Source organism: Streptococcus sp. VTCC 12905, from assembly GCF_049893385.1.
Lineage (GTDB): Bacteria > Bacillota > Bacilli > Lactobacillales > Streptococcaceae > Streptococcus > Streptococcus suis_AA.
The window spans coordinates 43,430-66,221 of sequence record NZ_JBMVJC010000009.1 but is presented as its reverse complement, the minus strand read 5'-3'; the positions used below and the strand labels follow the sequence as shown (position 1 = coordinate 66,221).

Below are 22,792 nucleotides of genomic sequence, written 5' to 3'. Positions count from 1 at the left end.
GAACACAGCAGTTAAGCCCTAGAACGCCTGAAGTAGTTGGGGGTTGCCCCCTGTTAGATACGGTAGTCGCTTAGCAAGATTTGGAGAGAAATCTCCATATGGGAGTTTAGCTCAGCTGGGAGAGCATCTGCCTTACAAGCAGAGGGTCAGCGGTTCGATCCCGTTAACTCCCATATCATGTTACTAAAAGCGTTAATAAAACCGAATGAAATTAGGAAACTGACACAGAGTCAATGACTCTAGAAAGTTAATGTTTTTCACTAGGATTTTAGCTTGAGTACAGATTGGTCCCGTAGTGTAGCGGTTATCACGTCGCCCTGTCACGGCGAAGATCGCGGGTTCGATTCCCGTCGGGACCGTTCGGATTGTTTGTGGTACAATTCAAAGAAATATTCAAGACTCGTTAGCTCAGTTGGTAGAGCAATTGACTTTTAATCAATGGGTCGCTGGTTCGAGCCCAGCACGAGTCATATGCGGGTTTGGCGGAATTGGCAGACGCACCAGATTTAGGATCTGGCGCTTTCGGGCGTGGGGGTTCAAGTCCCTTAACCCGCATAGGAATAGAAATAGGCCGGCTTAGCTCAGTTGGTAGAGCATCTGATTTGTAATCAGAGGGTCGCGTGTTCAAGTCATGTAGCCGGCATTCAGAAGAATTGCGAACGTAGTTCAGTGGTAGAACACCACCTTGCCAAGGTGGGGGTCGCGGGTTCGAATCCCGTCGTTCGCTTTAAGAGCCGGGGTGGCGGAACTGGCAGACGCACAGGACTTAAAATCCTGCGATGGCAACATCGTACCGGTTCGATTCCGGTCCTCGGCATGGACTACATATATAGTTAGCACCCTTAGCTCAATTGGATAGAGTACCTGACTACGAATCAGGCGGTTAGAGGTTCGACTCCTCTAGGGTGCATCACTCGCTTAATGGAGACGTTAGGGGAGCTTTATTTTTAATGATATCGGGAAGTAGCTCAGCTTGGTAGAGTACTTGGTTTGGGACCAAGGTGTCGCAGGTTCGAATCCTGTCTTCCCGATTCACTATTTGGCGGTGTAGCTCAGCTGGCTAGAGCGTCCGGTTCATACCCGGGAGGTCGGGGGTTCGATCCCCTTCGCCGCTATTAACTTGTTGCTGGACCTTTAGCTCAGCTGGTTAGAGCTCTCGGCTCATAACCGAGCGGTCGTAGGTTCAAGTCCTACAAGGTCCATTTGGAGGATTACCCAAGTCCGGCTGAAGGGAACGGTCTTGAAAACCGTCAGGCGTGTAAAAGCGTGCGTGGGTTCGAATCCCACATCCTCCTTTACTTACTATCGCGGGATGGAGCAGCTAGGTAGCTCGTCGGGCTCATAACCCGAAGGTCGTAGGTTCAAATCCTGCTCCCGCAATTCTATTTATATTGTGGATTATGGCTCGGTAGCTCAGTTGGTAGAGCAATGGATTGAAGCTCCATGTGTCGGCGGTTCGATTCCGTCTCGCGCCATTACATGGCTATGTCCAAGTAGTTACTTTATTTCTTGGGCGCGTAGCTCAGATGGTTAGAGCGCACGCCTGATAAGCGTGAGGTCGGTGGTTCGATTCCACTCGTGCCCATAAAATAATATGGAGAATTACTCAAGAGGCTGAAGAGGACGGTTTGCTAAATCGTTAGGTCGGGTAACTGACGCAAGGGTTCGAATCCCTTATTCTCCGTAAGTGAACGAGATTATCTATTGATATTCTCGTTTTATTGTATTTTCAATTGTATTTTCAGTAGAGGGTCTTTTAATGAATAAATTGTCTAAGCTCATCATAGCCTTTTTCGTTTTCCTAATTCTATCGTTTTCATTGCTGTTCGTTACGACAAGTGGCAGTCATGATATTCCGTTTCTTTCTAGTATTGTTTCTGGAGTCATGACGCCTATAGAAAAATTTTTTTCACCAACCGTTTCATTTATTACCGCACAAAGAACAAAGATTGAGGATCTTTTTTCTACTTTTAATGAAAATCAAGAATTAAAACAATCTATCGCTTCACTTGAGAATATTTCTGAAGACAATGAAACTTTACGTTTAGAGAATGAGTCATTAAGAAAGGATTTAGGGATTGTAGCTTTATTTCCTGAAAAATCTTTTCTTTCTAGTTTTGTTTTAGTTAGAAATCCTGTATCTTGGACTGAACAATTGATTATCGATGCTGGAACTGAACAAGGTGTTGTTGAAAATATGTTAGTTGTAGCGAATGGTGGGCTTGCTGGGATAGTTACAAATGTCGAGTCTTCTTCTGCTAATGTTAAATTGTTAACTAATTCTGATGAATTTACTAAAATACCAGTTAAAATTTCAACTCAATCTGGGGATATTTATGGTATTTTGTATGGTTATGATTCAGATTCAAATAGTTTTGTTGTGAATCAACTTAATTCTATGGATGAAATTAAAATTGATAGTAATGTTGTAACTAGCGATTTAGCAGGGACAACACCTGCAAATATTCAAGTTGGGAAAGTCAAATCTATTAGTTCAACAAGCAATAATTTGAATAGAGAAGTTTTTATTGAGCCAACTACCGATTTTTCTGAGATTTATTCGGTCTTATTAGTGGAGGAATAATATGAAATATAGCTCATTACGCTTATTAGTTTTTCCTTTTTTATTCTTCATTTTTTTGATTGATAGCCAGTTATCAACTTTATTTACTACAGTTTCTTTTAGTCATTTTTCTATTTCGAGCCATCTTTTGCTTTTAGCTGGTCTGTATCTAATTGACCTCATTTCTTTGCCATCGTCCCTATTTATTTTTATTGTACTCGGTTTAATTTATGACCAATATTATCTGAATATCCTTGGAATTGCAACTACAATTTTTCCGCTCTTGATATTTGTTATCTATTATTTCTACAAATCTTTCGAACGCAATTGGTTCGTTGATTTACTAGTTTTTTTGGTGTTAATCTTCTATTTTGAATTTGTTAGTTATTTGTTTGCTAGGATTTTTCATCTGACGAATTTGTCAGTCTTTATTTTTACTTTTTATAATCTACTACCTAGTTTAATCATAAATAGTGTTATGTATTGTCTAGGAAGACCGGTATTTAAACGTTTTTTTGACATTACATATAAGACATAAAAATGTAATAATTGCGTAACATTATTACGCTTTTTTTTTGTTAAAATGATAGAGTCAGAATATGAAAGAGGAGTCTAATTTAGTATGAAGAAAAAAATCTTAGCTACATTGATGTTGAGTACTGTTGTTTTATCGAATGTTAGCTATGTGGCTGTGATTAGCGCGAATGATATTGATAGTCAGATTGAAGTTAAAAACCAAGAAATTAGTAGTCTCACTGCACAGCAAGCAGCTGCACAACAACAAGTTGATAATATTCAAGCTCAGGTTGACGAAATTGTTGCTGAGCAGGCTAAATTAAATGAAGAAAATGCTCGTTTAGAAAGTGAATCTGCATCATTAGAGGCTGAAATTGAACGTTTGTCTGCTGATATTGTGTCTCGTGATAGTGCATTGAAAGAACAAGCTCGTAGCGCACAAGTTGATGCTTCAGCATCTAGTTACATCAATACTATTTTAGATTCAAAATCAATTGTTGATGCAGTGTCACGTGTGAATGCTATGCGTGAAATTGTTACTGCTAATAATCGTATGTTAGAGCAACAAAAAACTGATAAGGAAGCTATTGTAGAAAAACAAAAGGCAAACCAAGAAGCAATTAAGACTTTGGCGGCTAATCGTCAAAAACTTGAAGATGATGCTCAAGTTTTGGAAGTACGTCAGGCTGAGTTAAAAGCGGCTCAATTGAATCTTGCGGCAGAAAAAGCGACTGCTGAAGATGAGAAGTCAGCGTTGTTGGCAGAAAAATCTGCTGCTGAAGAGGCGGCTCGTCAGGCTGCAGCTCGTCAAGCAGCATATGAAGCTCAACAAGTTGCTTTGGCTCAACAACAGGCAGCCTCAATTGTTTCAACACCTGTTGCACAACCTAGTACTGAAACAGTTGTTACTTCTTCTCAAAGTCAAGTAGTCGAACAATCAACAACTGTATCAACACCTTCAAATTCATCCTCTTCATCATCCTCTTCATCATCCTCTTCATCATCCTCTTCGTCTTCATCTGCAGCATCTAATAATGCAAGATACAATGCTTCATCTTATCCTGTAGGTGAATGTACATGGGGTGTTAAATCTCAACTGTCATGGGTTGGCCCTTATTGGGGTAATGCTAACCAGTGGGTTGCATCAGCACGTGCAGAAGGTTTTAGCGTTGGGACAACTCCGCAAGTTGGAGCAGTTGCTGTTTGGGTTGGTGGAGCATATGGACATGTGGCTTTAGTTACTGCTGTTGAAAGTTCTACAAACATTCAAGTCTCAGAGTCCAACTATTTGGGTCGTCGTTATATTGGTAACCACCGTGGTTGGTTTAATCCTACGACAACTTCTGAAGGTACAGTTTATTATATTTATCCTTCATATTGATTTGTTATTTTTATTAGAGCGTAATCATTGTGCGCTCTATTTTTTATTGAAAAATGAAGTAAAAAACGTTAAAATAGTAATGGTAGAAAAATATAGGAGGCAGTCATGTCGTTTACTGACTTAAAATTGTTCGCACTATCATCTAATCAAAAGTTAGCAGAGAAAGTGTCACACATCATAGGAATCCCTTTGGGAAAATCAAGTGTTCGTCAATTTTCAGATGGTGAGATTCAAGTCAATATTGAAGAGTCTATCCGTGGTACGCATGTGTTCATTCTTCAATCAACTAGCTCACCAGTCAATGATAACTTAATGGAAATTTTGATTATGGTAGATGCTCTAAAGCGTGCATCTGCAGAATCAGTAAACGTTGTTATGCCTTACTATGGTTATGCACGTCAAGACCGTAAAGCACGTGCACGTGAGCCAATCACTTCTAAATTGGTTGCAAATATGTTACAGACAGCCGGAGTTGATCGCTTGTTAACGATTGATTTACATGCCGCGCAAATTCAAGGTTTCTTTGATATTCCAGTTGACCATTTGATGGGAGCTCCTTTAATTGGTGATTATTTTGAGCGTCGTGGTATGGTAGGAGATGGCTATGTGGTTGTATCTCCAGACCATGGTGGTGTGACTCGTGCTCGTAAATTAGCTCAATTCTTAAAGACTCCGATTGCAATCATTGATAAACGGCGTAGCGTTGATAAGATAAATACATCAGAAGTTATGAATATTATTGGTGATGTTGAAGGAAAAACCTGTATTTTAATTGATGATATGATTGATACAGCAGGTACGATTTGTCATGCTGCAGATGCGTTAGCAGAAGCGGGTGCAACAGCTGTCTATGCTTCTTGTACTCACCCGGTTTTATCAGGACCAGCGATGGATAACATTAGTAAATCAGCTATTAAGAAATTAGTTGTTTTGGATACAATAGAGATTGCTGAGGATCGCTTGATTGACAAGATTGAACTTATTTCGACAGCTGAATTATTGGCAGAAGCGATTATTCGTATTCATGAAAAACGTCCACTATCACCTTTGTTTGAAACAAGTCGTGGTTAATACGTATAAGAAGAGTTAAATGACTCTTCTTTTTTACATTTATTTGGAAATTATATTATAATAGATCTATATGTTTTTGAGGTGACAGTATGGATTTATTAAATCGTTTCAATAAAAATTTAAATCGAATTGAGGTATCAATGATTCGTCAATTTGATCAGTCAATTTCTGATGTGCCTGGGATTTTAAAACTGACCTTGGGAGAGCCTGATTTTACAACACCGGATCATGTAAAAGAGGCAGCAAAAGCGGCAATTGATGCGAACCAAAGTTACTATACAGGTATGGCTGGACTGCTGGATTTGCGTGAAGCTGCGGCTGAATTTGTAGCTCAAAAATACAATTTAACTTACAATCCAAATACTGAGGTTTTATCAACGATCGGTGCGACCGAGGCTTTATCAGCTAGTTTAGTGGCCATTTTGGAGGCTGGTGATACTGTTCTCCTGCCTGCTCCTGCCTACCCTGGTTATGAACCTATTGTCAATATGGTAGGGGCAGACATCGTTGAAATCGATACGACTGCTAATGATTTTGTATTGACGCCTGAGATGTTGGAAGAGGCGATTATTGAGCAGGGGGATAAGCTAAAAGCTGTCATTCTCAACTATCCTGCCAATCCAACGGGTGTGACTTACTCACGGGAGCAAATTCAGGCTTTTGCGGATGTCATTCGGAAGTATCCAATTTTTGTCTTGTCTGATGAGGTTTATGCAGAGTTGACTTATACTGGTCAGCAACATACATCAATTGCAGAATTTTTACCAGAGCAAACCATTTTGATTCAAGGACTTTCTAAATCTCATGCTATGACGGGATGGCGGATTGGCTTGATTATGAGTCAGGCTCCGATTATTGCTCAAATAATTAAAAGTCACCAGTATCTAGTAACAGCCGCAGCGACAGCTATGCAATATGGTGCAGTGGAGGCCTTAAAAAATGGTAAGGATGATGCCCTACCGATGCGGGCGGAATATGTCAAGCGTCGGGATTATATCATCGAAAAGATGACTGACTTGGGCTTTAAGGTTATCAAACCTGATGGTGCTTTTTATATCTTTGCCAAAATACCTGCGGAATACAATCAGGATTCATTTAGTTTTTTACAGGATTTTGCTAAGAAAAAAGCAGTTGCCTTTATTCCAGGTGCAGCTTTCGGTAAATACGGGGAAGGGTATGTACGTATTTCTTATGCGGCAAGTATGGAAACAATTCAAACAGCTATGGCTCGTTTGAAAGAATATCTTAAAGAAAATGGAACGAATTGAAACCAGAGGAATCGTCCTTTATAATCAAGATTTCCGAGAAGATGATAAACTGGTCAAAATCTTTACTGAGAAGTCGGGCAAGCGAATGTTTTTCGTGAAACATGCCTCTAAGTCCAAGTTGGTAGCCTCTATTCAGCCGTTGACACATGCGGATTATATTGTCAAAATTAATGATGATGGTTTGTCTTATATAGAAGATTTTCATCAGGTACAGCCATTTAAATCAATTAACGGTGATATTTTCAAGCTCAGCTACGCCACCTATATATTAGCTTTGGCAGATGCGGCCTTGCATGACAAGGTTTATGATCCAGCTCTTTTTGCTTTCTTGGTAAAAACCTTGGACTTGATGGAGTCGGGTCTGGACTATGAAATTTTAACCAATATCTTTGAAATTCAGCTATTGGGTCGATTTGGTGTTAGTTTGAATTTTCATGAGTGTGCTTTCTGTCATCGAGTAGGTCAGCCTTTTGACTATTCCTACAAGTACAGCGGGGTCTTATGTCCGCAACACTATCAACAAGATGAACGACGGGCTTATCTGGATCCTAATGTTCCCTATTTACTTGATCAATTTCAGGCTATTTCCTTTGATGAGCTGGAAACCATCTCCATCAAGCCTGAGATGAAACGCAAACTACGTCTTTTTATTGACCAGTTGTATGAAGAATATGTGGGGATTCACTTGAAATCAAAGAAATTTATAGATGATTTGTCTTCTTGGGGGCAGATTATGAAACCAAGAACAGAAAATGAGGAAACAGAATGAAACGTATTGCAGTAGATGCTATGGGTGGGGACCATGCCCCTCAGGCAGTGGTAGAAGGTGTCAATCAAGCTTTGGCTACCTTTCCAGATATTGAAATTCAGCTCTATGGCGATGAGGAAAAAATCAAGCAGTATTTGACAGCGACAGAACGTGTCAGCATTGTCCATACGACTGAGAAAATCAATTCAGATGATGAGCCTGTCAAGGCCATTCGTCGGAAGAAAGAGGCTTCTATGGTCCTAGCAACCAAGGCTGTCAAGGATGGCCAAGCAGATGCGGTCTTGTCAGCTGGAAATACAGGTGCTCTTTTGGCGGCAGGCGTCTTTGTGGTCGGTCGCATCAAGCACATTGACCGTCCTGGCCTTATGTCTACCTTGCCGACTATGGACGGTAAGGGATTTGATATGATGGACCTGGGGGCAAATGCTGAAAATACAGCTCATCACCTCTATCAGTATGGTATTCTTGGCTCATTTTACGCGGAGCACGTGCGTGGTGTCAAACAACCTCGTGTGGGACTTTTGAACAACGGTACGGAAGATACCAAGGGAACTCCAGTTCACCAAGAGGCCTATAAACTCTTGGCGGAAGACAAGTCAATCAACTTTATCGGCAATGTGGAAGCGCGTGAGTTGCTCAACAGCGTGGCGGATGTGGTCGTGACGGATGGTTTCACGGGAAACGCTGTGCTGAAAACCATAGAGGGTACAGCAAAATCCATCGTTGGTCAGTTGACTGGCTCAATCAAGAATGGTGGTCTGCGTGCTAAAATTGGTGGTCTACTTGTTAAGCCAACCTTGAAAAAGGCGCTTGGTGCTATGGATTACAAAACAGCTGGCGGGGCAGTTTTGCTAGGTCTAAAAGCTCCAGTTATCAAGGCCCATGGATCCAGCGATGCTCAATCAATTTTCTACACTCTTAAACAGACGCGTTCGATTTTGGAGGCCGGAATTGTGGATAAATCAGTTGCCAAATTTTCTGTAGTGGAGGAAGACAATGAATAGAGAACAAGTCTATCAGCGGGTTGTTGAATTGATTCAAGATGAAAAAGGTGAGGATTTCGATGTTCAACCTGAGTCGACTTTGGCTGATAATATTGCTGCAGATTCTGTTGAAATTATGGAATTTGTGTTAAATTTGGAGGATGAGTTTGGAATTGATATTCCAGATGCTGCGATTGAGCGCTTTGAAACCCTTTCTGATATTGTTGATTTTGTTTATGAAGAAATACAAAAACGTTCGTAGTTTACGGGCGTTTTTCTTTACTTTTACAGGAAGATTAAGGTATTTCTTGAATATACGAACAAGCTGTGATAAAATAAACAAAAAGGTTAGAATAATTTGTGAAAGGCGAACATTTTTATGAAAACAGACCTTATCTATTCAGGAAAAGCTAAAGATATTTTTGCTACAAGCGATGATGATCAAATTGTTGCAGTGTACAAGGATCAGGCAACGGCTTTTAATGGTGGTAAGAAAGAACAGATTGCTGGGAAGGGTCGGCTTAATAATCTGATTTCTTCACTTATTTTTGAAAAGTTAAATGAGGCTGGTGTAAAAACGCATTATATCAAGCGTTTATCAGATACGGAACAATTAAATACGAAGGTGGATATCATTCCTCTTGAGGTTGTATTGCGTAATATTACAGCTGGATCATTTTCAAAACGATTTGGTGTGGAAGAAGGTATTGAGTTAACTCACCCTATTGTTGAGTTTTACTATAAAAAAGATGAGCTAGATGATCCTTTTATTAATGATGAACATGTTGCGTTTCTCAATATAGCTAGCCAAGAGGATATTGCTTATATTAAAGAAGAAACTCGCCGAATCAACGTTTTCTTGAAAGAGCTGTTTGCTCAGATTGGTTTAAAGTTGGTAGATTTCAAATTGGAATTTGGATTTGATAAAACAGGACAAATTATATTGGCTGATGAATTTTCACCAGATAACTGTCGTCTGTGGGATGTGGATGGAAACCATCTTGATAAAGATGTATTCCGTCGTGGTCTTGGAGAGTTGACCGATGTTTATGAGGTTGTTTTAGAAAAATTGCAGAGCGTGAAATAGGGGATTTTAGAAAGGGATTGAAACCGTCCGGAAAATATGATTAGACTGGGAATCCACTAAATGTATTTGGTGATTTCTAAGTGTAAGACAGCTTTTCTTGTCGGACTTGGTATCTTGAATATGGCAAAACGTATTTTTGTTGAAAAAAAAGCAGATTTTCAAATTAAGGCACAAGCTCTTCTCGAAGAATTGGTTCACAATTTGCAGTTGACTAGTCTATCCAATCTTCGATTAGTACAGGTATATGATATTTTCAATTTAGAGGAAGAATTGCTTGAACAAGCGATTAAGCATATCTTCATGGAACAGGTAACAGATAAGGCGTTGTTGGAAGAAGAACTGGGTTTAGAAAGCTCAGTCTATTTTGCCATTGAGGCTCTCCCTGGTCAATTTGATCAACGTGCAGCTAGTAGCCAAGAGGCTCTCCTTTTATTGGGTAGCCGTCAAAATGTACGTGTTCGTACTGGTCAGCTTTTTATCTTAAATGGAAATGTACTAGAAGAAGAATTGGCTGCAATTAAGAATTATCTTCTTAATCCTGTTGATTCTCGTTTCAAAGATATGGAATCGCCTTTGCTGGAACAGGAATTTTCTGTTTCAGACAGTTCTATTCCAAATTTAGAATTTTTTGCAAACTATAGTGCTGAAGACTTTGCGATGTACAAGCGTGAAGTTGGTTTGGCCATGGAAGTAGAGGATTTATTATTTATCCAAGACTATTTCAAATCAATCGGGCGAGTGCCAACTGAAACAGAGCTCAAAGTCTTAGATACTTATTGGAGTGACCACTGCCGTCATACGACATTTGAAACAGAACTCAGAACGATTGACTTTTCAGCTTCAAAATTCCAAAAGCAATTGCAGGCGACATATGACAAATACATTGCGATGCGATCAGAATTAGGTCGATCAGACAAGCCTCAAACTTTAATGGATATGGCTACTATTTTTGGTCGCTATGAGCGTGTGAATGGTCGATTGGATGATATGGAAGTTTCTGATGAGATTAACGCTTGTTCAGTAGAAATTGAAGTGGACGTGGATGGAGTGAAGGAACCTTGGCTTCTCATGTTCAAAAATGAAACACATAATCACCCAACAGAGATTGAACCTTTTGGTGGGGCAGCAACTTGTATTGGTGGTGCTATCCGTGATCCGTTGTCAGGTCGGTCTTATGTCTATCAAGCAATGCGGATTTCAGGTGCAGGAGATATCACTCAACCATTAACTGCAACACGTGATGGGAAATTACCACAAAAAATCATTTCAAAAACAGCTGCACATGGCTATTCTTCTTACGGCAACCAAATTGGTCTTGCGACGACCTATGTCCGTGAATACTTCCACCCAGGTTTCGTTGCCAAACGTATGGAACTTGGAGCGGTGATTGGAGCTGCTCCGAAAGGAAATGTAGTCCGTGAAAAACCGGTGGCTGGTGATGTGGTCATCTTACTTGGTGGTAAAACAGGACGAGATGGTATTGGTGGAGCAACAGGTTCGTCTAAGGTTCAGACTGTCGAATCGGTCGAAACAGCTGGTGCAGAAGTTCAAAAGGGAAATGCTATTGAAGAACGTAAAATTCAGCGTTTATTCCGAAATGGACAAGTGACACGTCTGATTAAAAAGTCGAATGACTTTGGTGCAGGGGGTATCTGTGTAGCGATTGGTGAGTTAGCAGATGGTTTGGAAATAGATTTAGATAAGGTGCCACTCAAGTATGCAGGTTTGAATGGAACTGAGATTGCCATTTCAGAATCACAAGAGCGGATGAGTGTAGTCGTTCGTCCAGAGGATGTAGAAACTTTTATCGAAGCCTGTCGTGAAGAAAATATCCATGCTGTTGTAGTAGCTAAAGTGACGGATAAACCAAATCTAGTCATGACTTGGAATGGCCAAACGATTGTTGATTTGGAACGTTCTTTCCTTGATACAAATGGTGTTCGTGTAGTAGTTGATGCAAAAGTAGTTGACAATGCCGTCAACCTTCCCGAATTACGTCAGACATCACTTGAAACCCTACAAGAGGATTTGAAGACAATTCTTTCAGACCTCAACCATGCTAGCCAAAAAGGATTGCAGACTATTTTTGACTCTTCAGTTGGTCGTTCAACAGTGAATCATCCACTTGGTGGGCGTTATCAGTTGACGCCGACAGAAAGTTCCGTTCAAAAGTTACCTGTCCAAGATGGTGTGACGACAACAGCTTCGGTTATGGCACAAGGGTACCATCCATATTTAGCAGAGTGGTCTCCATATCATGGTGCAGCGTATGCGGTGATTGAAGCAACAGCTCGTTTGGTTGCAACAGGTGCAAACTGGTCTAAGGCCCGTTTCTCTTATCAAGAGTATTTCCAAAGAATGGATAAACAGGCGGAACGTTTTGGACAGCCTGTAGCGGCTTTACTAGGCTCAATTGAGGCTCAAATTCAGCTAGGTTTACCATCTATTGGGGGTAAGGACTCTATGTCTGGTACCTTTGAAGAACTAACGGTTCCTCCGACCCTAGTTGCTTTTGGTGTAACCACTGCAGATAGTCGCAAGGTTCTTTCTCCTGAGTTCAAAACAACCAGTGAGAATATCTATTATCTTCCAGGTCAAATTTTATCGGAAGATATAGATTTTACATTCATCAAGTCAAACTTTGAGACTTTTGAAAAATGGCAGAATACTTATTCGATTACAGCAGCAAGTGCTGTTAAGTATGGTGGTGTTTTAGAAAGTATCGCCTTGATGACTTTTGGAAATCAGATTGGTGCGACAATTGAATTAGAAACCGTGGAAACATGTCTGACAGGTCAATTAGGTGGTTTTGTCTTTACTTCTACTGAAGAAATTTCAGAAGCAGTGAAAATTGGACAGACAACAGAAGAGTTTGCACTTGTTGTCAATGGTGTCAAGTTGTTTGGACAAGATGTACAAGCTGCTTTTGAAGGAAAACTTGAAGAAGTCTATCCTACAGAATTTAAACAAAACACTTCTATAGAGGATGTCCCAGCTATTGCGAAAACAACGATTCGTAGAGCCAAGAAAAAAGTTGATGTTCCACAGGTGTACATTCCAGTTTTCCCAGGAACTAACTCTGAGTATGACTCAGCCAAGGCGTTTGAACAAGCTGGTGCCCAGGTAAATCTAGTACCATTTGTTACCTTAGATGGAAAGAGTATCGAACATTCCGTTGATACAATGGTGGACAATATTGAAAAGGCTAATATTCTTTTCTTTGCAGGTGGTTTTTCAGCAGCAGATGAGCCAGATGGTTCTGCTAAATTTATCGTGACTATCTTGCGAAATGCCAAGGTCCGTTCAGCTATCGACCAGTTTATCGAAAAAGGTGGTCTCATTATCGGGATCTGTAATGGTTTCCAAGCCCTTGTTAAATCAGGCTTATTACCTTATGGGAATTTTGAAGAAGTAGTGGAAACCAGTCCAACTCTCTTCTATAACGATGCTAACCAGCACGTTGCAAAAATGGTTGAGACACGCATTGCTAATGTAAATTCTCCATGGTTATCAGGGGTTCAAGTTGGAGATATTCACGCTATTCCAGTTTCTCATGGTGAAGGGAAATTTGTAGTTACAGATGAAGAATTTGAAGTCTTGCGCAACAATGGCCAAATTTTCAGTCAATACGTGGATTTCACTGGTCAACCAAGTATGGATTCAAAATACAATCCAAATGGCTCATATCATGCGATAGAAGGAATTACTAGTGCCAATGGTCAAATCATTGGGAAAATGGGACATTCAGAGCGTTATGAAACTGGTCTCTTCCAAAATATCCCGGGGAATAAAGACCAGGGCTTATTTGCATCAGCGGTTCGCTATTTTACAGAATAGGAAAGTTCAGCAATCATTCTGGTTGAATAAACATAATAAAGGGAATAACATGTACGAAGTTAAATCACTTAATGAAGAATGCGGAGTCTTCGGGATTTGGGGTCATCCGCAAGCTGCTCAGGTCACATATTTTGGACTCCATAGTTTGCAGCACCGAGGTCAAGAAGGCGCAGGGATTTTAGCAAATGATGAAGGACATTTACGTCGTCATCGGAATACAGGGTTGATTGCGGATGTTTTTAAAAAGTCAGAAGACCTAGAACGTCTCACTGGGAGAGCAGCGATAGGTCATGTTCGCTATGCTACGTCAGGTTCAGCTTCTATCCATAATATTCAACCTTTTCTCTTTGATTTTTCAGATATGCAAGTTGGACTAGCTCATAATGGCAATTTGACTAATGCAGTTAGTTTAAAGGCAGAATTAGAAAAAAATGGTTCGATTTTTTCAAGTTCATCTGATACTGAAATTCTGATCCATTTGATTCGTCGCAGTCATAATCCAGACCTGATGGGTAAAATCAAGGAAGCTCTTAATACTGTCAAGGGTGGATTTGCCTACTTGATTATGTTAGAGGATAAAATGGTTGCAGCCTTGGATCCAAACGGTTTTCGTCCATTATCTATTGGAAAGATGAAGAACGGGGCTTGGGTTGTCGCCAGCGAGACATGTGCGTTTGAAGTTGTTGGAGCAGAATGGGTTCGTGATGTTGAGCCGGGAGAGATGGTCATTATTGATGATTCAGGAATTCGCTATGATACCTATACGACGGATACACAACTTGCAGTTTGTTCGATGGAATATATCTACTTTGCGCGTCCAGATTCTGTCATTCATGGGATAAATGTTCATACCGCCCGAAAAAATATGGGGCGTCGTTTGGCTCAAGAATTTCAACACGAAGCAGATATTGTTGTTGGTGTGCCTAATTCATCACTTTCAGCTGCAATGGGTTTTGCAGAGGAGTCCGGTTTGCCAAATGAGATGGGGCTGATTAAAAATCAGTACATTCAAAGGACCTTTATCCAGCCTACACAGGAATTACGGGAACAGGGTGTTCGCATGAAGTTATCAGCTGTTTCCAGTGTTGTTAAGGATAAGCGCGTGGTTATGATTGACGATTCAATTGTTCGAGGAACAACGAGTCGTCGTATTGTCAAACTGTTACGTGATGCTGGTGCGAAAGAGGTCCATGTTGCTATCGGTAGTCCAGAACTGAAGTATCCATGTTTTTATGGAATTGACATTCAAACACGTAGAGAACTGATTTCAGCCAATCATTCTGTAGATGAGGTTTGTGAAATTATAGGAGCTGATAGCCTTACCTATCTGTCATTAGATGGTTTGATAGACTCGATTGGTATAAAAACAGATGCACCAAAGGGTGGGCTCTGTGTGGCGTATTTTGATGGAGAATTTCCAACGCCCCTTTATGACTATGAGGAAGAATATCTTCGAAGCTTAGAAGAGAAAACTAGTTTCTACATAGAGAATGTCAAAAGAGATAAATAAGTGTCAATCAATATTGACAACCTTGTAAACCTTGTCAATCAACAGTAAAGTTTTTAGAGGAAAGGAAATAGAATGACGAATAAAAATGCTTATGCTCAGTCAGGAGTGGATGTCGAAGCGGGTTATGAAGTAGTTGAACGTATCAAAAAACACGTTGCTCGGACAGAGCGATTGGGTGTCATGGGGGCACTAGGCGGTTTTGGTGGTATGTTTGACCTAACCAAATTAGATGTGAAAGAGCCTGTTTTAGTATCAGGAACTGATGGTGTCGGTACTAAGCTTATGCTTGCAATTCAATATGACAAACATGACACAATTGGCCAAGATTGTGTTGCGATGTGTGTCAACGATATTGTTGCAGCAGGTGCAGAACCGCTTTATTTCCTTGACTATATTGCGACAGGAAAAAATGAGCCAGCTAAATTGGAACAAGTAGTGGCAGGTGTTGCAGAAGGCTGTGTCCAAGCAGGTTGCGGGTTGATTGGTGGTGAAACTGCTGAAATGCCTGGCATGTACCGCGAAGATGATTATGATTTAGCCGGTTTTGCAGTCGGAATCGCTGAGAAATCACAAATTATTGACGGAAGTAAGGTCAAAGAAGGTGATATCTTACTCGGGTTAGCTTCAAGTGGCATCCACTCTAATGGTTATTCATTGGTTCGCCGTGTTTTTGCGGATTTTGATGGTGACGCTCTGTTGCCAGAGCTCAATGGCAAAGCTCTTAAGGATGTCTTACTAGAACCAACACGTATTTATGTCCAACAAGTACTACCATTGGTAAAAGATGAACTTGTAAATGGTATCGCTCATATCACTGGTGGTGGATTTATTGAAAATATTCCTCGTATGTTTTCAGATGATTTAGCAGCAGAGGTTGAAGAAGATAAGATTCCAGTCCTTCCTATCTTCACCGCCCTTGAAACATATGGCAAAATCAAGCACGAAGAAATGTTTGAAATCTTCAACATGGGGATTGGTTTGGTGTTAGCAGTTAGTCCTGAAAAGGTTGACAAGGTTCGAGAATCAGTCAATGAAGATGTTTATGAAATTGGTCGTATTGTAACCAAAGAAGACAAGAGTGTGATAATCAAATGAAGCGAATAGCAATTTTTGCCTCTGGTAATGGTTCCAATTTTCAAGTTATAGCTGAACAATTCAAGGTACATTTTGTTTTTTCAGATCATAGAGATGCTTTCGTTTTAAAGAGAGCTGAAACATTAGGAGTTCCAGCCTATGCTTTTGAACTGAAGGAGTTTGCTGATAAACAGGCATATGAACAAGCACTCATTGACTTATTGGACAAACACCAGATTGATCTGGTTGTTTTAGCTGGCTATATGAAGATTGTTGGCCCTACATTGCTTGCTAAGTACGAGGGACGGATTATCAATATTCATCCAGCTTATCTACCAGAATTTCCAGGAGCCCATGGGATTGTAGATGCCTGGGAAGCTGACGTTCCAGAGAGTGGTGTGACGGTTCACTGGGTCGACAGTGGTGTTGATACAGGTCAAATTATTAAACAAGTCCGTGTACCTAGGTTGGCTGATGATCATTTGGAGCAGTTTGAGGAACGGATTCACGCCGCAGAATATCAGCTTTATCCAACAGTTTTAGAAGAGCTGGGGGTGGAAAGGATAGAGTTATGATAAAGAAAATAATCTCATTCGTTTTGGTATTTGTTTTAGCTGCTCTGCTATTTAATAGCTTTATTTTTGCAAACTTAGAAAATCCAGCACGTTTGATATTGGCCTATGGATTATCCTTGATTTTATCAGGATTTTTAATGACTCAAATCAAATAGTAAAAGTGTAGAAGAAGGAGTAAACATGACAAAGCGTGCGTTAATTAGCGTATCTGATAAAAATGGTATCGTTGAATTTGCTAAGAAATTAAACAGTTTTGGTTGGGAGATTATCTCAACTGGCGGTACAAAAGTTACATTGGATCAGGCGGGTATTCCCACTATTGCCATTGATGATGTGACAGGTTTTCCAGAGATGATGGATGGTCGTGTCAAGACTCTTCATCCGAAAATTCACGGTGGTTTGTTGGCACGTCGGGATTTGGACAGCCATTTGCAAGCTGCCAGCGACCATGAAATTGACTTGATTGATTTGGTGGTAGTCAACCTTTATCCATTCAAAGAAACAATTCTTCGCCCGGATGTAACCTATGATTTGGCAGTGGAGAACATTGACATTGGTGGTCCATCTATGTTGCGCTCAGCGGCCAAGAATCATGCCAGTGTGACAGTTGTGGTAGACCCGGCAGATTATCCAACAGTTTTAGGAGAAATAGCAGAGCGGGGGGAAACTAGCTACTCAACGCGTCAGCGATTAGCAGCGAAAGTCTTTCGTCATACCGCAGCTTACGACGCTTTAATAGCTGATTATTTCACTAAGCAAGTAGGTGAAGAGAAACCTGAGAAACTTACTCTTACTTATGACCTTAATCAGCCAATGCGCTATGGAGAAAATCCACAACAAAATGCGGATTTCTATCAAAACGCACTTCCGACTGCATATTCCATTGCATCTGCTAAGCAGTTAAACGGGAAGGAACTATCCTTCAATAACATTCGTGATGCGGATGCCGCTATTCGTATTATCCGTGATTTCAAGGACCGTCCAACTGTTGTAGCTCTTAAACATATGAATCCTTGTGGTATCGGACAAGCAGATACTATTGAAAATGCGTGGGATTATGCTTATGAGGCTGATCCAGTATCGATTTTCGGAGGAATCGTTGTACTCAACAGGGAAGTAGATGCTGCGACTGCTGAAAAGATGCATCCGATTTTCTTAGAGATTATCATCGCACCGAGCTACTCGGCAGAAGCGTTGGCAATTTTGACCAATAAAAAGAAAAATCTTCGCATTTTGGAATTGGCTTTTGATGCTCAAGATGCTAGTGAAGTAGAAAAGGAATTCACAGGCGTTGTTGGTGGTCTCTTGGTGCAGGATCAGGACGTGGTGGTGGAAAACCCAGCGGACTGGCAGGTTGTGACTGAGCGTCAACCGTCCGAGCAAGAGTGGGCGGCCATGGAGTTCGCCTGGAAGTCTTCTAAGTATGTCAAATCCAACGGGATCATCATCACCAATGACAAGATGACCTTGGGAGTGGGACCGGGGCAAACCAACCGTGTAGCTTCCGTCCGCATTGCTATCGAGCAAGCTAAGGAACGTTTGGATGGTGCTGTTTTAGCATCGGATGCATTCTTCCCATTTGCAGATAATGTGGAAGAGATTGCTGCAGCAGGTATTAAGGCTATCATTCAGCCAGGTGGATCCGTCCGTGACCAGGATTCCATTGACATGGCCAACAAGTACGGCTTGACCATGGTCTTTACGGGAGTCAGACATTTTAGACATTGAGAATTTTGCTCACCTTGTGTGAGCTTTTTCCATTCCCGAACATTGTCCTGTTTTTTCTATTAAAATCCGTCTGTTTTTGCTATACTGTTCATATAAAATCCGTTTTTGAGGTGAATACATGAAACTCTTGGTTGTTGGGTCTGGTGGTCGTGAACATGCGATTGCAAAGAAGTTGTTGGCATCTGATCAGGTAGAACAGGTCTTTGTTGCTCCTGGAAATGATGGAATGACTTTAGATGGGATTGAATTAGTGAATATCGGTATTTCCGAACATTCTGCATTAATTAACTTTGCAAAGGAAAATGACATTGCATGGACTTTTGTTGGTCCAGATGATGCTCTGGCAGCAGGTATCGTTGATGATTTTGAACAGGCTGGGTTAAAGGTATTTGGTCCGAGTCGTCTCGCCGCGGAGCTAGAGTGGTCAAAAGACTTTGCTAAGCAAATCATGGTCAAATACGGCATTCCAACAGCAGCCTTTGGCACATTTTCCAACTTCGAAGAAGCCAAAGCCTACATCGAAGAGCAGGGCGCACCAATCGTGGTCAAGGCGGACGGATTGGCACTGGGCAAGGGTGTGGTCGTGGCGGAAACCGTCGAGCAGGCGGTCGAAGCGGCACGGGAGATGCTCTTGGACAACAAGTTCGGTGACTCGGGTGCCCGCGTAGTCATCGAGGAGTTTTTGGAGGGTGAGGAGTTCTCGCTCTTTGCCTTGGTCAACGGCGACCAGTTCTATATCCTGCCGACAGCCCAGGACCACAAGCGTGCCTTTGACGGCGACCAAGGTCCTAATACAGGCGGGATGGGTGCCTACGCTCCAGTGCCTCACATATCTCAAAGTGTGGTGGACACAGCAGTTGACACCATTGTCAAGCCTATTCTTGCGGGCATGATTGCTGAAGAGCGACCTTATCTTGGCGTGCTCTATGCTGGCTTGATTCTGACCGATCAAGGTCCTAAAGTCATTGAGTTCAACGCTCGATTTGGCGATCCAGAAACTCAGATTATCTTACCTCGCTTGACCTCTGACTTGGCTCAGAACATTGACGACATCCTCCACAAACGTACGACACAGCTGACTTGGCTAGATAGTGGCGTGACGCTTGGGGTAGTGGTGGCATCAAATGGCTATCCTTTGGATTACGAAAAAGGTATGGTATTGCCAGCAAAGACCGAGGGAGACATCACGACCTACTACGCAGGGGCTCGTTTTGCGGAAAATAGCAGAGCACTGCTATCAAACGGCGGTCGGGTCTATATGTTAGTCACCACAGCAGACACCGTCCAAGAAGCCCAGGAAAAAATTTACTCGGAGCTGAAGAAACAAGATACAACAGGCCTCTTTTATCGGACAGATATTGGAAGTAAAGCTGTTAAATAACTTGGTATAAGAAAAGAAAGTGCAAATATGAACATTCCAATTTCCATCATTATGGGTTCTAGTTCTGACTGGAAAACCATGAAAAAAGCAGCCGAAGTGCTGGATAAATTTGGCGTAGCCTATGAAAAGAAAGTGGTTTCTGCCCATCGCACGCCCGACCTAATGTTCCGTCACGCCGAGGAAGCGCGTGGCCGTGGTATCAAGGTTATTATCGCAGGAGCGGGTGGTGCGGCTCATTTGCCGGGTATGGTGGCAGCTAAGACAACCCTGCCTGTCATCGGTGTCCCTGTCCAATCTCGTGCCCTAAGTGGTGTGGATTCGCTCTATTCTATCGTGCAGATGCCCGGCGGTGTGCCTGTTGCAACCATGGCTATTGGTGAAGCAGGTGCGACCAATGCGGCTCTGACAGCTCTTCGCATTCTCTCCATTGAAGACCAAACCATTGCAGCTCAGCTGGTAGACTTTGCCAAGGAGCAGGAAAAAATTGCGGAGGCTATGTCAGATGAACTCATCTAAAACGATAGGAATTATTGGCGGTGGTCAGCTAGGTCAGATGATGGCCATTTCCGCTATTTACATGGGTCACAAGGTGATCACGCTGGATCCTGCAGCGGACTGCCCAGCCTCCAAGGTCAGCGAGGTTATCGTCGCTCCCTATCACGATGTGGCGGCCCTCAAACAGTTGGCGGAGCGGTGCGATGTCCTGACCTACGAGTTTGAAAATGTCGATGCCGACGGACTGGACGCGGTCATCAAAGACGGCCAGCTCCCTCAGGGAACAGACCTTCTTCGCATTTCCCAGAACCGCATTTTTGAGAAGGATTTTTTGGCCAAAAAAGCTGGTGTGCAAGTCGCCCCCTACAAAGTCGTCACATCTAGCCTAGACCTAGAAGGTTTGGACCTTAGTAAAAACTACGTCTTGAAAACAGCCACTGGGGGCTATGATGGACATGGCCAGAAGGTCATTCGAGAAGGGGTGGACTTGGTAGAGGCTAGTCAACTGGCAAATTCTGCCGAGTGTGTCTTGGAAGAGTTTGTGAATTTCGACCTAGAAATCTCCGTCCTTGTGTCTGGGAATGGCTCCGACTATACCGTCTTTCCTGTACAGGAAAATATCCACCGCAATAATATTCTTTACAAGACCATCGTGCCTGCCCGTATTTCAGATGAACTTGCTGAAAAAGCCAAAACAATGGCCTTGCAAATAGCAGATAAACTTCAATTAGCAGGTACCCTCTGTGTTGAAATGTTTGTGGCAGGGCAGGAAATTCTTGTGAATGAGATTGCCCCTCGACCACACAATTCAGGACACTATTCTATTGAAGCTTGTAATTTTTCACAGTTTGATACCCATATCCGAGGCATTTTAGGGGAACCTCTACCCCCTATCCGTCTGCTCTCTCCAGCCTTTATGATCAACGTCCTCGGACAAGACATGGAAGCAGCACAAGCCTTTTCTCAAGAAAATCCTAACGCGTATCTTCATTTTTATGGTAAACTAGAAGCGAAGCACAATCGCAAAATGGGACATGTGACGGTGTTGACGGATGACGTTGAGGTAGAGTTGTAGGGGATTTCGAAATTCAAGTAAAACCCATTACATTTAAAGATAGGAAGGAGAGAGGGCAAGTTCGAGTATTTTAACTCGGTCTAAAAGCGTCGGAAAAAATATAAACTGCCTTTTGTGTTAGCACACAGCGTTAGTTTCCTATTTTTTCTCTTGCTTTCTTAACGCCCTCTGTATCATAAACAATGATTGATCGTTATTCCCGCCCAGAGATGGCGGCTATTTGGAGTGAAGAGAACAAGTACAAGGCTTGGTTGGAGGTGGAAATCCTCGCTGATGAGGCTTGGGCTGAGTTGGGTGAGATTCCGAAGGAAGATGTGGCTTTGATTCGTGAGAAAGCGACTTTTGACATCGACCGCATTTTAGAGATTGAAGAGGAAACTCGTCACGATGTGGTGGCTTTCACGCGAGCGGTTTCGGAAAGTCTTGGTGAGGAACGCAAGTGGGTCCACTACGGTCTGACGTCGACCGACGTGGTGGATACGGCTTACGGCTACCTCTACAAGCAGGCCAACGACATTATCCGTCGCGACCTTGAAAACTTTACCAATATCATCGCCGACAAGGCGCGTGAACACAAGTACACCATTATGATGGGGCGGACCCACGGTGTCCATGCGGAGCCAACGACCTTCGGTCTTAAGTTGGCGACTTGGTATAGCGAAATGAAACGCAACATGGAGCGTTTTGATGTGGCGGCTAAAGGCGTTGAGGCTGGTAAAATTTCAGGTGCAGTTGGAAACTTTGCCAACATTCCTCCATTTGTGGAAGAGTATGTTTGTAGCAAATTGGGCATTCGTCCGCAGGAAATTTCGACCCAGGTCCTTCCTCGTGACCTCCACGCAGAATATTTTTCAGCCCTAGCATTGATTGCAACGTCTATCGAGCGTATGGCGACAGAAATCCGTGGACTACAAAAATCTGAACAACGCGAAGTAGAAGAGTATTTCGCCAAAGGCCAAAAAGGTAGCTCTGCTATGCCTCATAAACGTAACCCTATCGGCTCTGAAAATATGACTGGTCTGGCTCGTGTGGTGCGCGGTCACTTGGTGACGGCTTTTGAGAATGTGGCCCTCTGGCACGAACGTGATATTTCCCACTCGTCAGCGGAGCGGATTATCACGCCAGATACGACTATCCTTATTAATTACATGCTCAATCGTTTTGGCAATATTGTTAAGAATTTGACGGTCTTCCCTGAGAATATGAAACGCAATATGGAGTCGACTTTTGGCTTGATTTACAGTCAGCGTGTTATGCTCAAATTGATTGAGAAAGGTATGACCCGTGAGGAAGCCTATGACTTGGTGCAACCAAAAACGGCACAATCTTGGGACAATCAAGTGGACTTTAAGCCTCTTCTTGAAGCGGATGAGCGTGTGACAGCTAAACTTAGTCAGAAAGAAATCGATGAACTCTTCAACCCAGACTACTATGCTAAGCGGGTGGATGACATCTTTGGACGACTTGGATTATAAAAAA

Annotated in this window: 19 protein-coding genes and 16 tRNA genes; all 35 read left to right on the top strand. The window is 42.1% G+C overall.

All coding sequences use genetic code 11. From position 1 onward, the window contains the following. Window positions 1–100: 100 nt before the first annotated feature. The 35 genes from ACPC58_RS04995 (at window position 101) to purB (ending at window position 22,788) form a co-directional block, all read left to right on the top strand. Window positions 101–173: transfer RNA gene (locus tag ACPC58_RS04995), tRNA-Val, on the top strand. Window positions 174–286: 113 nt separating this feature from the next. Beyond that, window positions 287–359 (top strand) — tRNA-Asp (locus tag ACPC58_RS04990). Between the two features lie 38 nt (window positions 360–397). Next, window positions 398–470, top strand: a tRNA-Lys gene (locus ACPC58_RS04985). Between the two features lie 3 nt (window positions 471–473). After that, window positions 474–555 (top strand) — tRNA-Leu (locus tag ACPC58_RS04980). Between the two features lie 15 nt (window positions 556–570). Next, window positions 571–643, top strand: a tRNA-Thr gene (locus ACPC58_RS04975). A 12-nt stretch (window positions 644–655) separates the two neighbouring features. After that, window positions 656–727, top strand: a tRNA-Gly gene (locus tag ACPC58_RS04970). 6 nt (window positions 728–733) lie between these two features. Then, a tRNA-Leu gene (locus tag ACPC58_RS04965) sits at window positions 734–817 on the top strand. Window positions 818–836: 19 nt separating this feature from the next. Next, a tRNA-Arg gene (locus ACPC58_RS04960) sits at window positions 837–910 on the top strand. 47 nt (window positions 911–957) lie between these two features. After that, window positions 958–1,031, top strand: a tRNA-Pro gene (locus tag ACPC58_RS04955). Window positions 1,032–1,041: 10 nt separating this feature from the next. Beyond that, window positions 1,042–1,115: transfer RNA gene (locus tag ACPC58_RS04950), tRNA-Met, on the top strand. A gap of 13 nt (window positions 1,116–1,128) precedes the next feature. After that, window positions 1,129–1,202, top strand: a tRNA-Ile gene (locus ACPC58_RS04945). Between the two features lie 3 nt (window positions 1,203–1,205). After that, window positions 1,206–1,295: transfer RNA gene (locus ACPC58_RS04940), tRNA-Ser, on the top strand. An 11-nt stretch (window positions 1,296–1,306) separates the two neighbouring features. Beyond that, window positions 1,307–1,380, top strand: a tRNA-Met gene (locus ACPC58_RS04935). 22 nt (window positions 1,381–1,402) lie between these two features. Then, a tRNA-Phe gene (locus ACPC58_RS04930) sits at window positions 1,403–1,475 on the top strand. Window positions 1,476–1,511: 36 nt separating this feature from the next. Next, a tRNA-Ile gene (locus tag ACPC58_RS04925) sits at window positions 1,512–1,585 on the top strand. A gap of 11 nt (window positions 1,586–1,596) precedes the next feature. Next, window positions 1,597–1,684 (top strand) — tRNA-Ser (locus tag ACPC58_RS04920). Window positions 1,685–1,885: 201 nt separating this feature from the next. Next, window positions 1,886–2,584: a rod shape-determining protein MreC gene (mreC, locus tag ACPC58_RS04915; protein ID WP_418126887.1), complete on the top strand. Its 699-nt coding sequence runs from the start codon at window positions 1,886–1,888 to the stop codon at window positions 2,582–2,584. A 1-nt stretch (window position 2,585) separates the two neighbouring features. Beyond that, window positions 2,586–3,101: a rod shape-determining protein MreD gene (gene mreD, locus ACPC58_RS04910; RefSeq protein WP_130555653.1), complete on the top strand. Its 516-nt coding sequence runs from the start codon at window positions 2,586–2,588 to the stop codon at window positions 3,099–3,101. Window positions 3,102–3,185: 84 nt separating this feature from the next. Beyond that, the gene (gene pcsB / locus ACPC58_RS04905) at window positions 3,186–4,460 is read left to right on the top strand and encodes a peptidoglycan hydrolase PcsB (RefSeq protein WP_434065421.1); all 1,275 of its coding nucleotides are present in this window, start codon (window positions 3,186–3,188) and stop codon (window positions 4,458–4,460) included. Between the two features lie 105 nt (window positions 4,461–4,565). Continuing rightward, window positions 4,566–5,531 (top strand): ribose-phosphate diphosphokinase, encoded by a 966-nt coding sequence (locus ACPC58_RS04900; protein ID WP_434065420.1) that lies wholly within the window; start codon window positions 4,566–4,568, stop codon window positions 5,529–5,531. Between the two features lie 89 nt (window positions 5,532–5,620). After that, complete coding sequence (locus ACPC58_RS04895; RefSeq protein WP_434065419.1) at window positions 5,621–6,799, top strand: pyridoxal phosphate-dependent aminotransferase; 1,179 nt, start codon at window positions 5,621–5,623, stop codon at window positions 6,797–6,799. Then, complete coding sequence (gene recO / locus ACPC58_RS04890; RefSeq protein ID WP_434065418.1) at window positions 6,786–7,568, top strand: DNA repair protein RecO; 783 nt, start codon at window positions 6,786–6,788, stop codon at window positions 7,566–7,568. The genes ACPC58_RS04895 and recO overlap by 14 nt, the downstream gene beginning before the upstream one ends. Further along, on the top strand, window positions 7,565–8,572 hold the full coding sequence (gene plsX / locus ACPC58_RS04885) for a phosphate acyltransferase PlsX (protein ID WP_434065417.1): 1,008 nt from the start codon (window positions 7,565–7,567) through the stop codon (window positions 8,570–8,572). The genes recO and plsX overlap by 4 nt, the downstream gene beginning before the upstream one ends. Next, window positions 8,565–8,813, top strand: coding sequence for a phosphopantetheine-binding protein (locus ACPC58_RS04880; protein WP_130555198.1), 249 nt, complete (start codon window positions 8,565–8,567; stop codon window positions 8,811–8,813). The genes plsX and ACPC58_RS04880 overlap by 8 nt, the downstream gene beginning before the upstream one ends. 117 nt (window positions 8,814–8,930) lie before the next feature. Beyond that, window positions 8,931–9,638, top strand: a complete 708-nt coding sequence (gene purC / locus ACPC58_RS04875; protein ID WP_434065416.1) for a phosphoribosylaminoimidazolesuccinocarboxamide synthase — start codon at window positions 8,931–8,933, stop codon at window positions 9,636–9,638. A gap of 120 nt (window positions 9,639–9,758) precedes the next feature. After that, window positions 9,759–13,475, top strand: a complete 3,717-nt coding sequence (locus ACPC58_RS04870) for a phosphoribosylformylglycinamidine synthase (protein ID WP_434065415.1) — start codon at window positions 9,759–9,761, stop codon at window positions 13,473–13,475. A gap of 49 nt (window positions 13,476–13,524) precedes the next feature. Then, window positions 13,525–14,985, top strand: a complete 1,461-nt coding sequence (gene purF, locus ACPC58_RS04865) for an amidophosphoribosyltransferase (RefSeq protein ID WP_313093878.1) — start codon at window positions 13,525–13,527, stop codon at window positions 14,983–14,985. Between the two features lie 72 nt (window positions 14,986–15,057). Further along, complete coding sequence (gene purM, locus ACPC58_RS04860; RefSeq protein WP_434065414.1) at window positions 15,058–16,080, top strand: phosphoribosylformylglycinamidine cyclo-ligase; 1,023 nt, start codon at window positions 15,058–15,060, stop codon at window positions 16,078–16,080. After that, entirely contained in the window at window positions 16,077–16,634 is a 558-nt protein-coding gene (purN, locus tag ACPC58_RS04855; protein ID WP_217374474.1) for a phosphoribosylglycinamide formyltransferase, read from the top strand. Before purM ends, purN begins: the two co-directional genes overlap by 4 nt. Then, window positions 16,631–16,789 (top strand): phosphoribosylaminoimidazolecarboxamide formyltransferase, encoded by a 159-nt coding sequence (locus tag ACPC58_RS04850; protein ID WP_105127391.1) that lies wholly within the window; start codon window positions 16,631–16,633, stop codon window positions 16,787–16,789. Before purN ends, ACPC58_RS04850 begins: the two co-directional genes overlap by 4 nt. A 25-nt stretch (window positions 16,790–16,814) precedes the next feature. Beyond that, the gene (purH, locus tag ACPC58_RS04845) at window positions 16,815–18,362 is read left to right on the top strand and encodes a bifunctional phosphoribosylaminoimidazolecarboxamide formyltransferase/IMP cyclohydrolase (protein ID WP_434065413.1); all 1,548 of its coding nucleotides are present in this window, start codon (window positions 16,815–16,817) and stop codon (window positions 18,360–18,362) included. A gap of 118 nt (window positions 18,363–18,480) precedes the next feature. Beyond that, complete coding sequence (purD, locus tag ACPC58_RS04840) at window positions 18,481–19,743, top strand: phosphoribosylamine--glycine ligase (RefSeq protein ID WP_434065412.1); 1,263 nt, start codon at window positions 18,481–18,483, stop codon at window positions 19,741–19,743. A gap of 27 nt (window positions 19,744–19,770) precedes the next feature. After that, window positions 19,771–20,259: a 5-(carboxyamino)imidazole ribonucleotide mutase gene (gene purE, locus ACPC58_RS04835; protein ID WP_171989031.1), complete on the top strand. Its 489-nt coding sequence runs from the start codon at window positions 19,771–19,773 to the stop codon at window positions 20,257–20,259. Continuing rightward, window positions 20,246–21,313, top strand: coding sequence for a 5-(carboxyamino)imidazole ribonucleotide synthase (gene purK, locus ACPC58_RS04830; protein WP_434065411.1), 1,068 nt, complete (start codon window positions 20,246–20,248; stop codon window positions 21,311–21,313). Before purE ends, purK begins: the two co-directional genes overlap by 14 nt. 182 nt (window positions 21,314–21,495) lie before the next feature. Further along, window positions 21,496–22,788 carry an adenylosuccinate lyase gene (gene purB / locus ACPC58_RS04825; RefSeq protein WP_434065410.1) on the top strand — a complete coding sequence of 431 codons (1,293 nt, stop codon included), beginning with the start codon at window positions 21,496–21,498 and terminating at the stop codon, window positions 22,786–22,788. The last annotated feature ends 4 nt before the right edge of the window (window positions 22,789–22,792 follow it).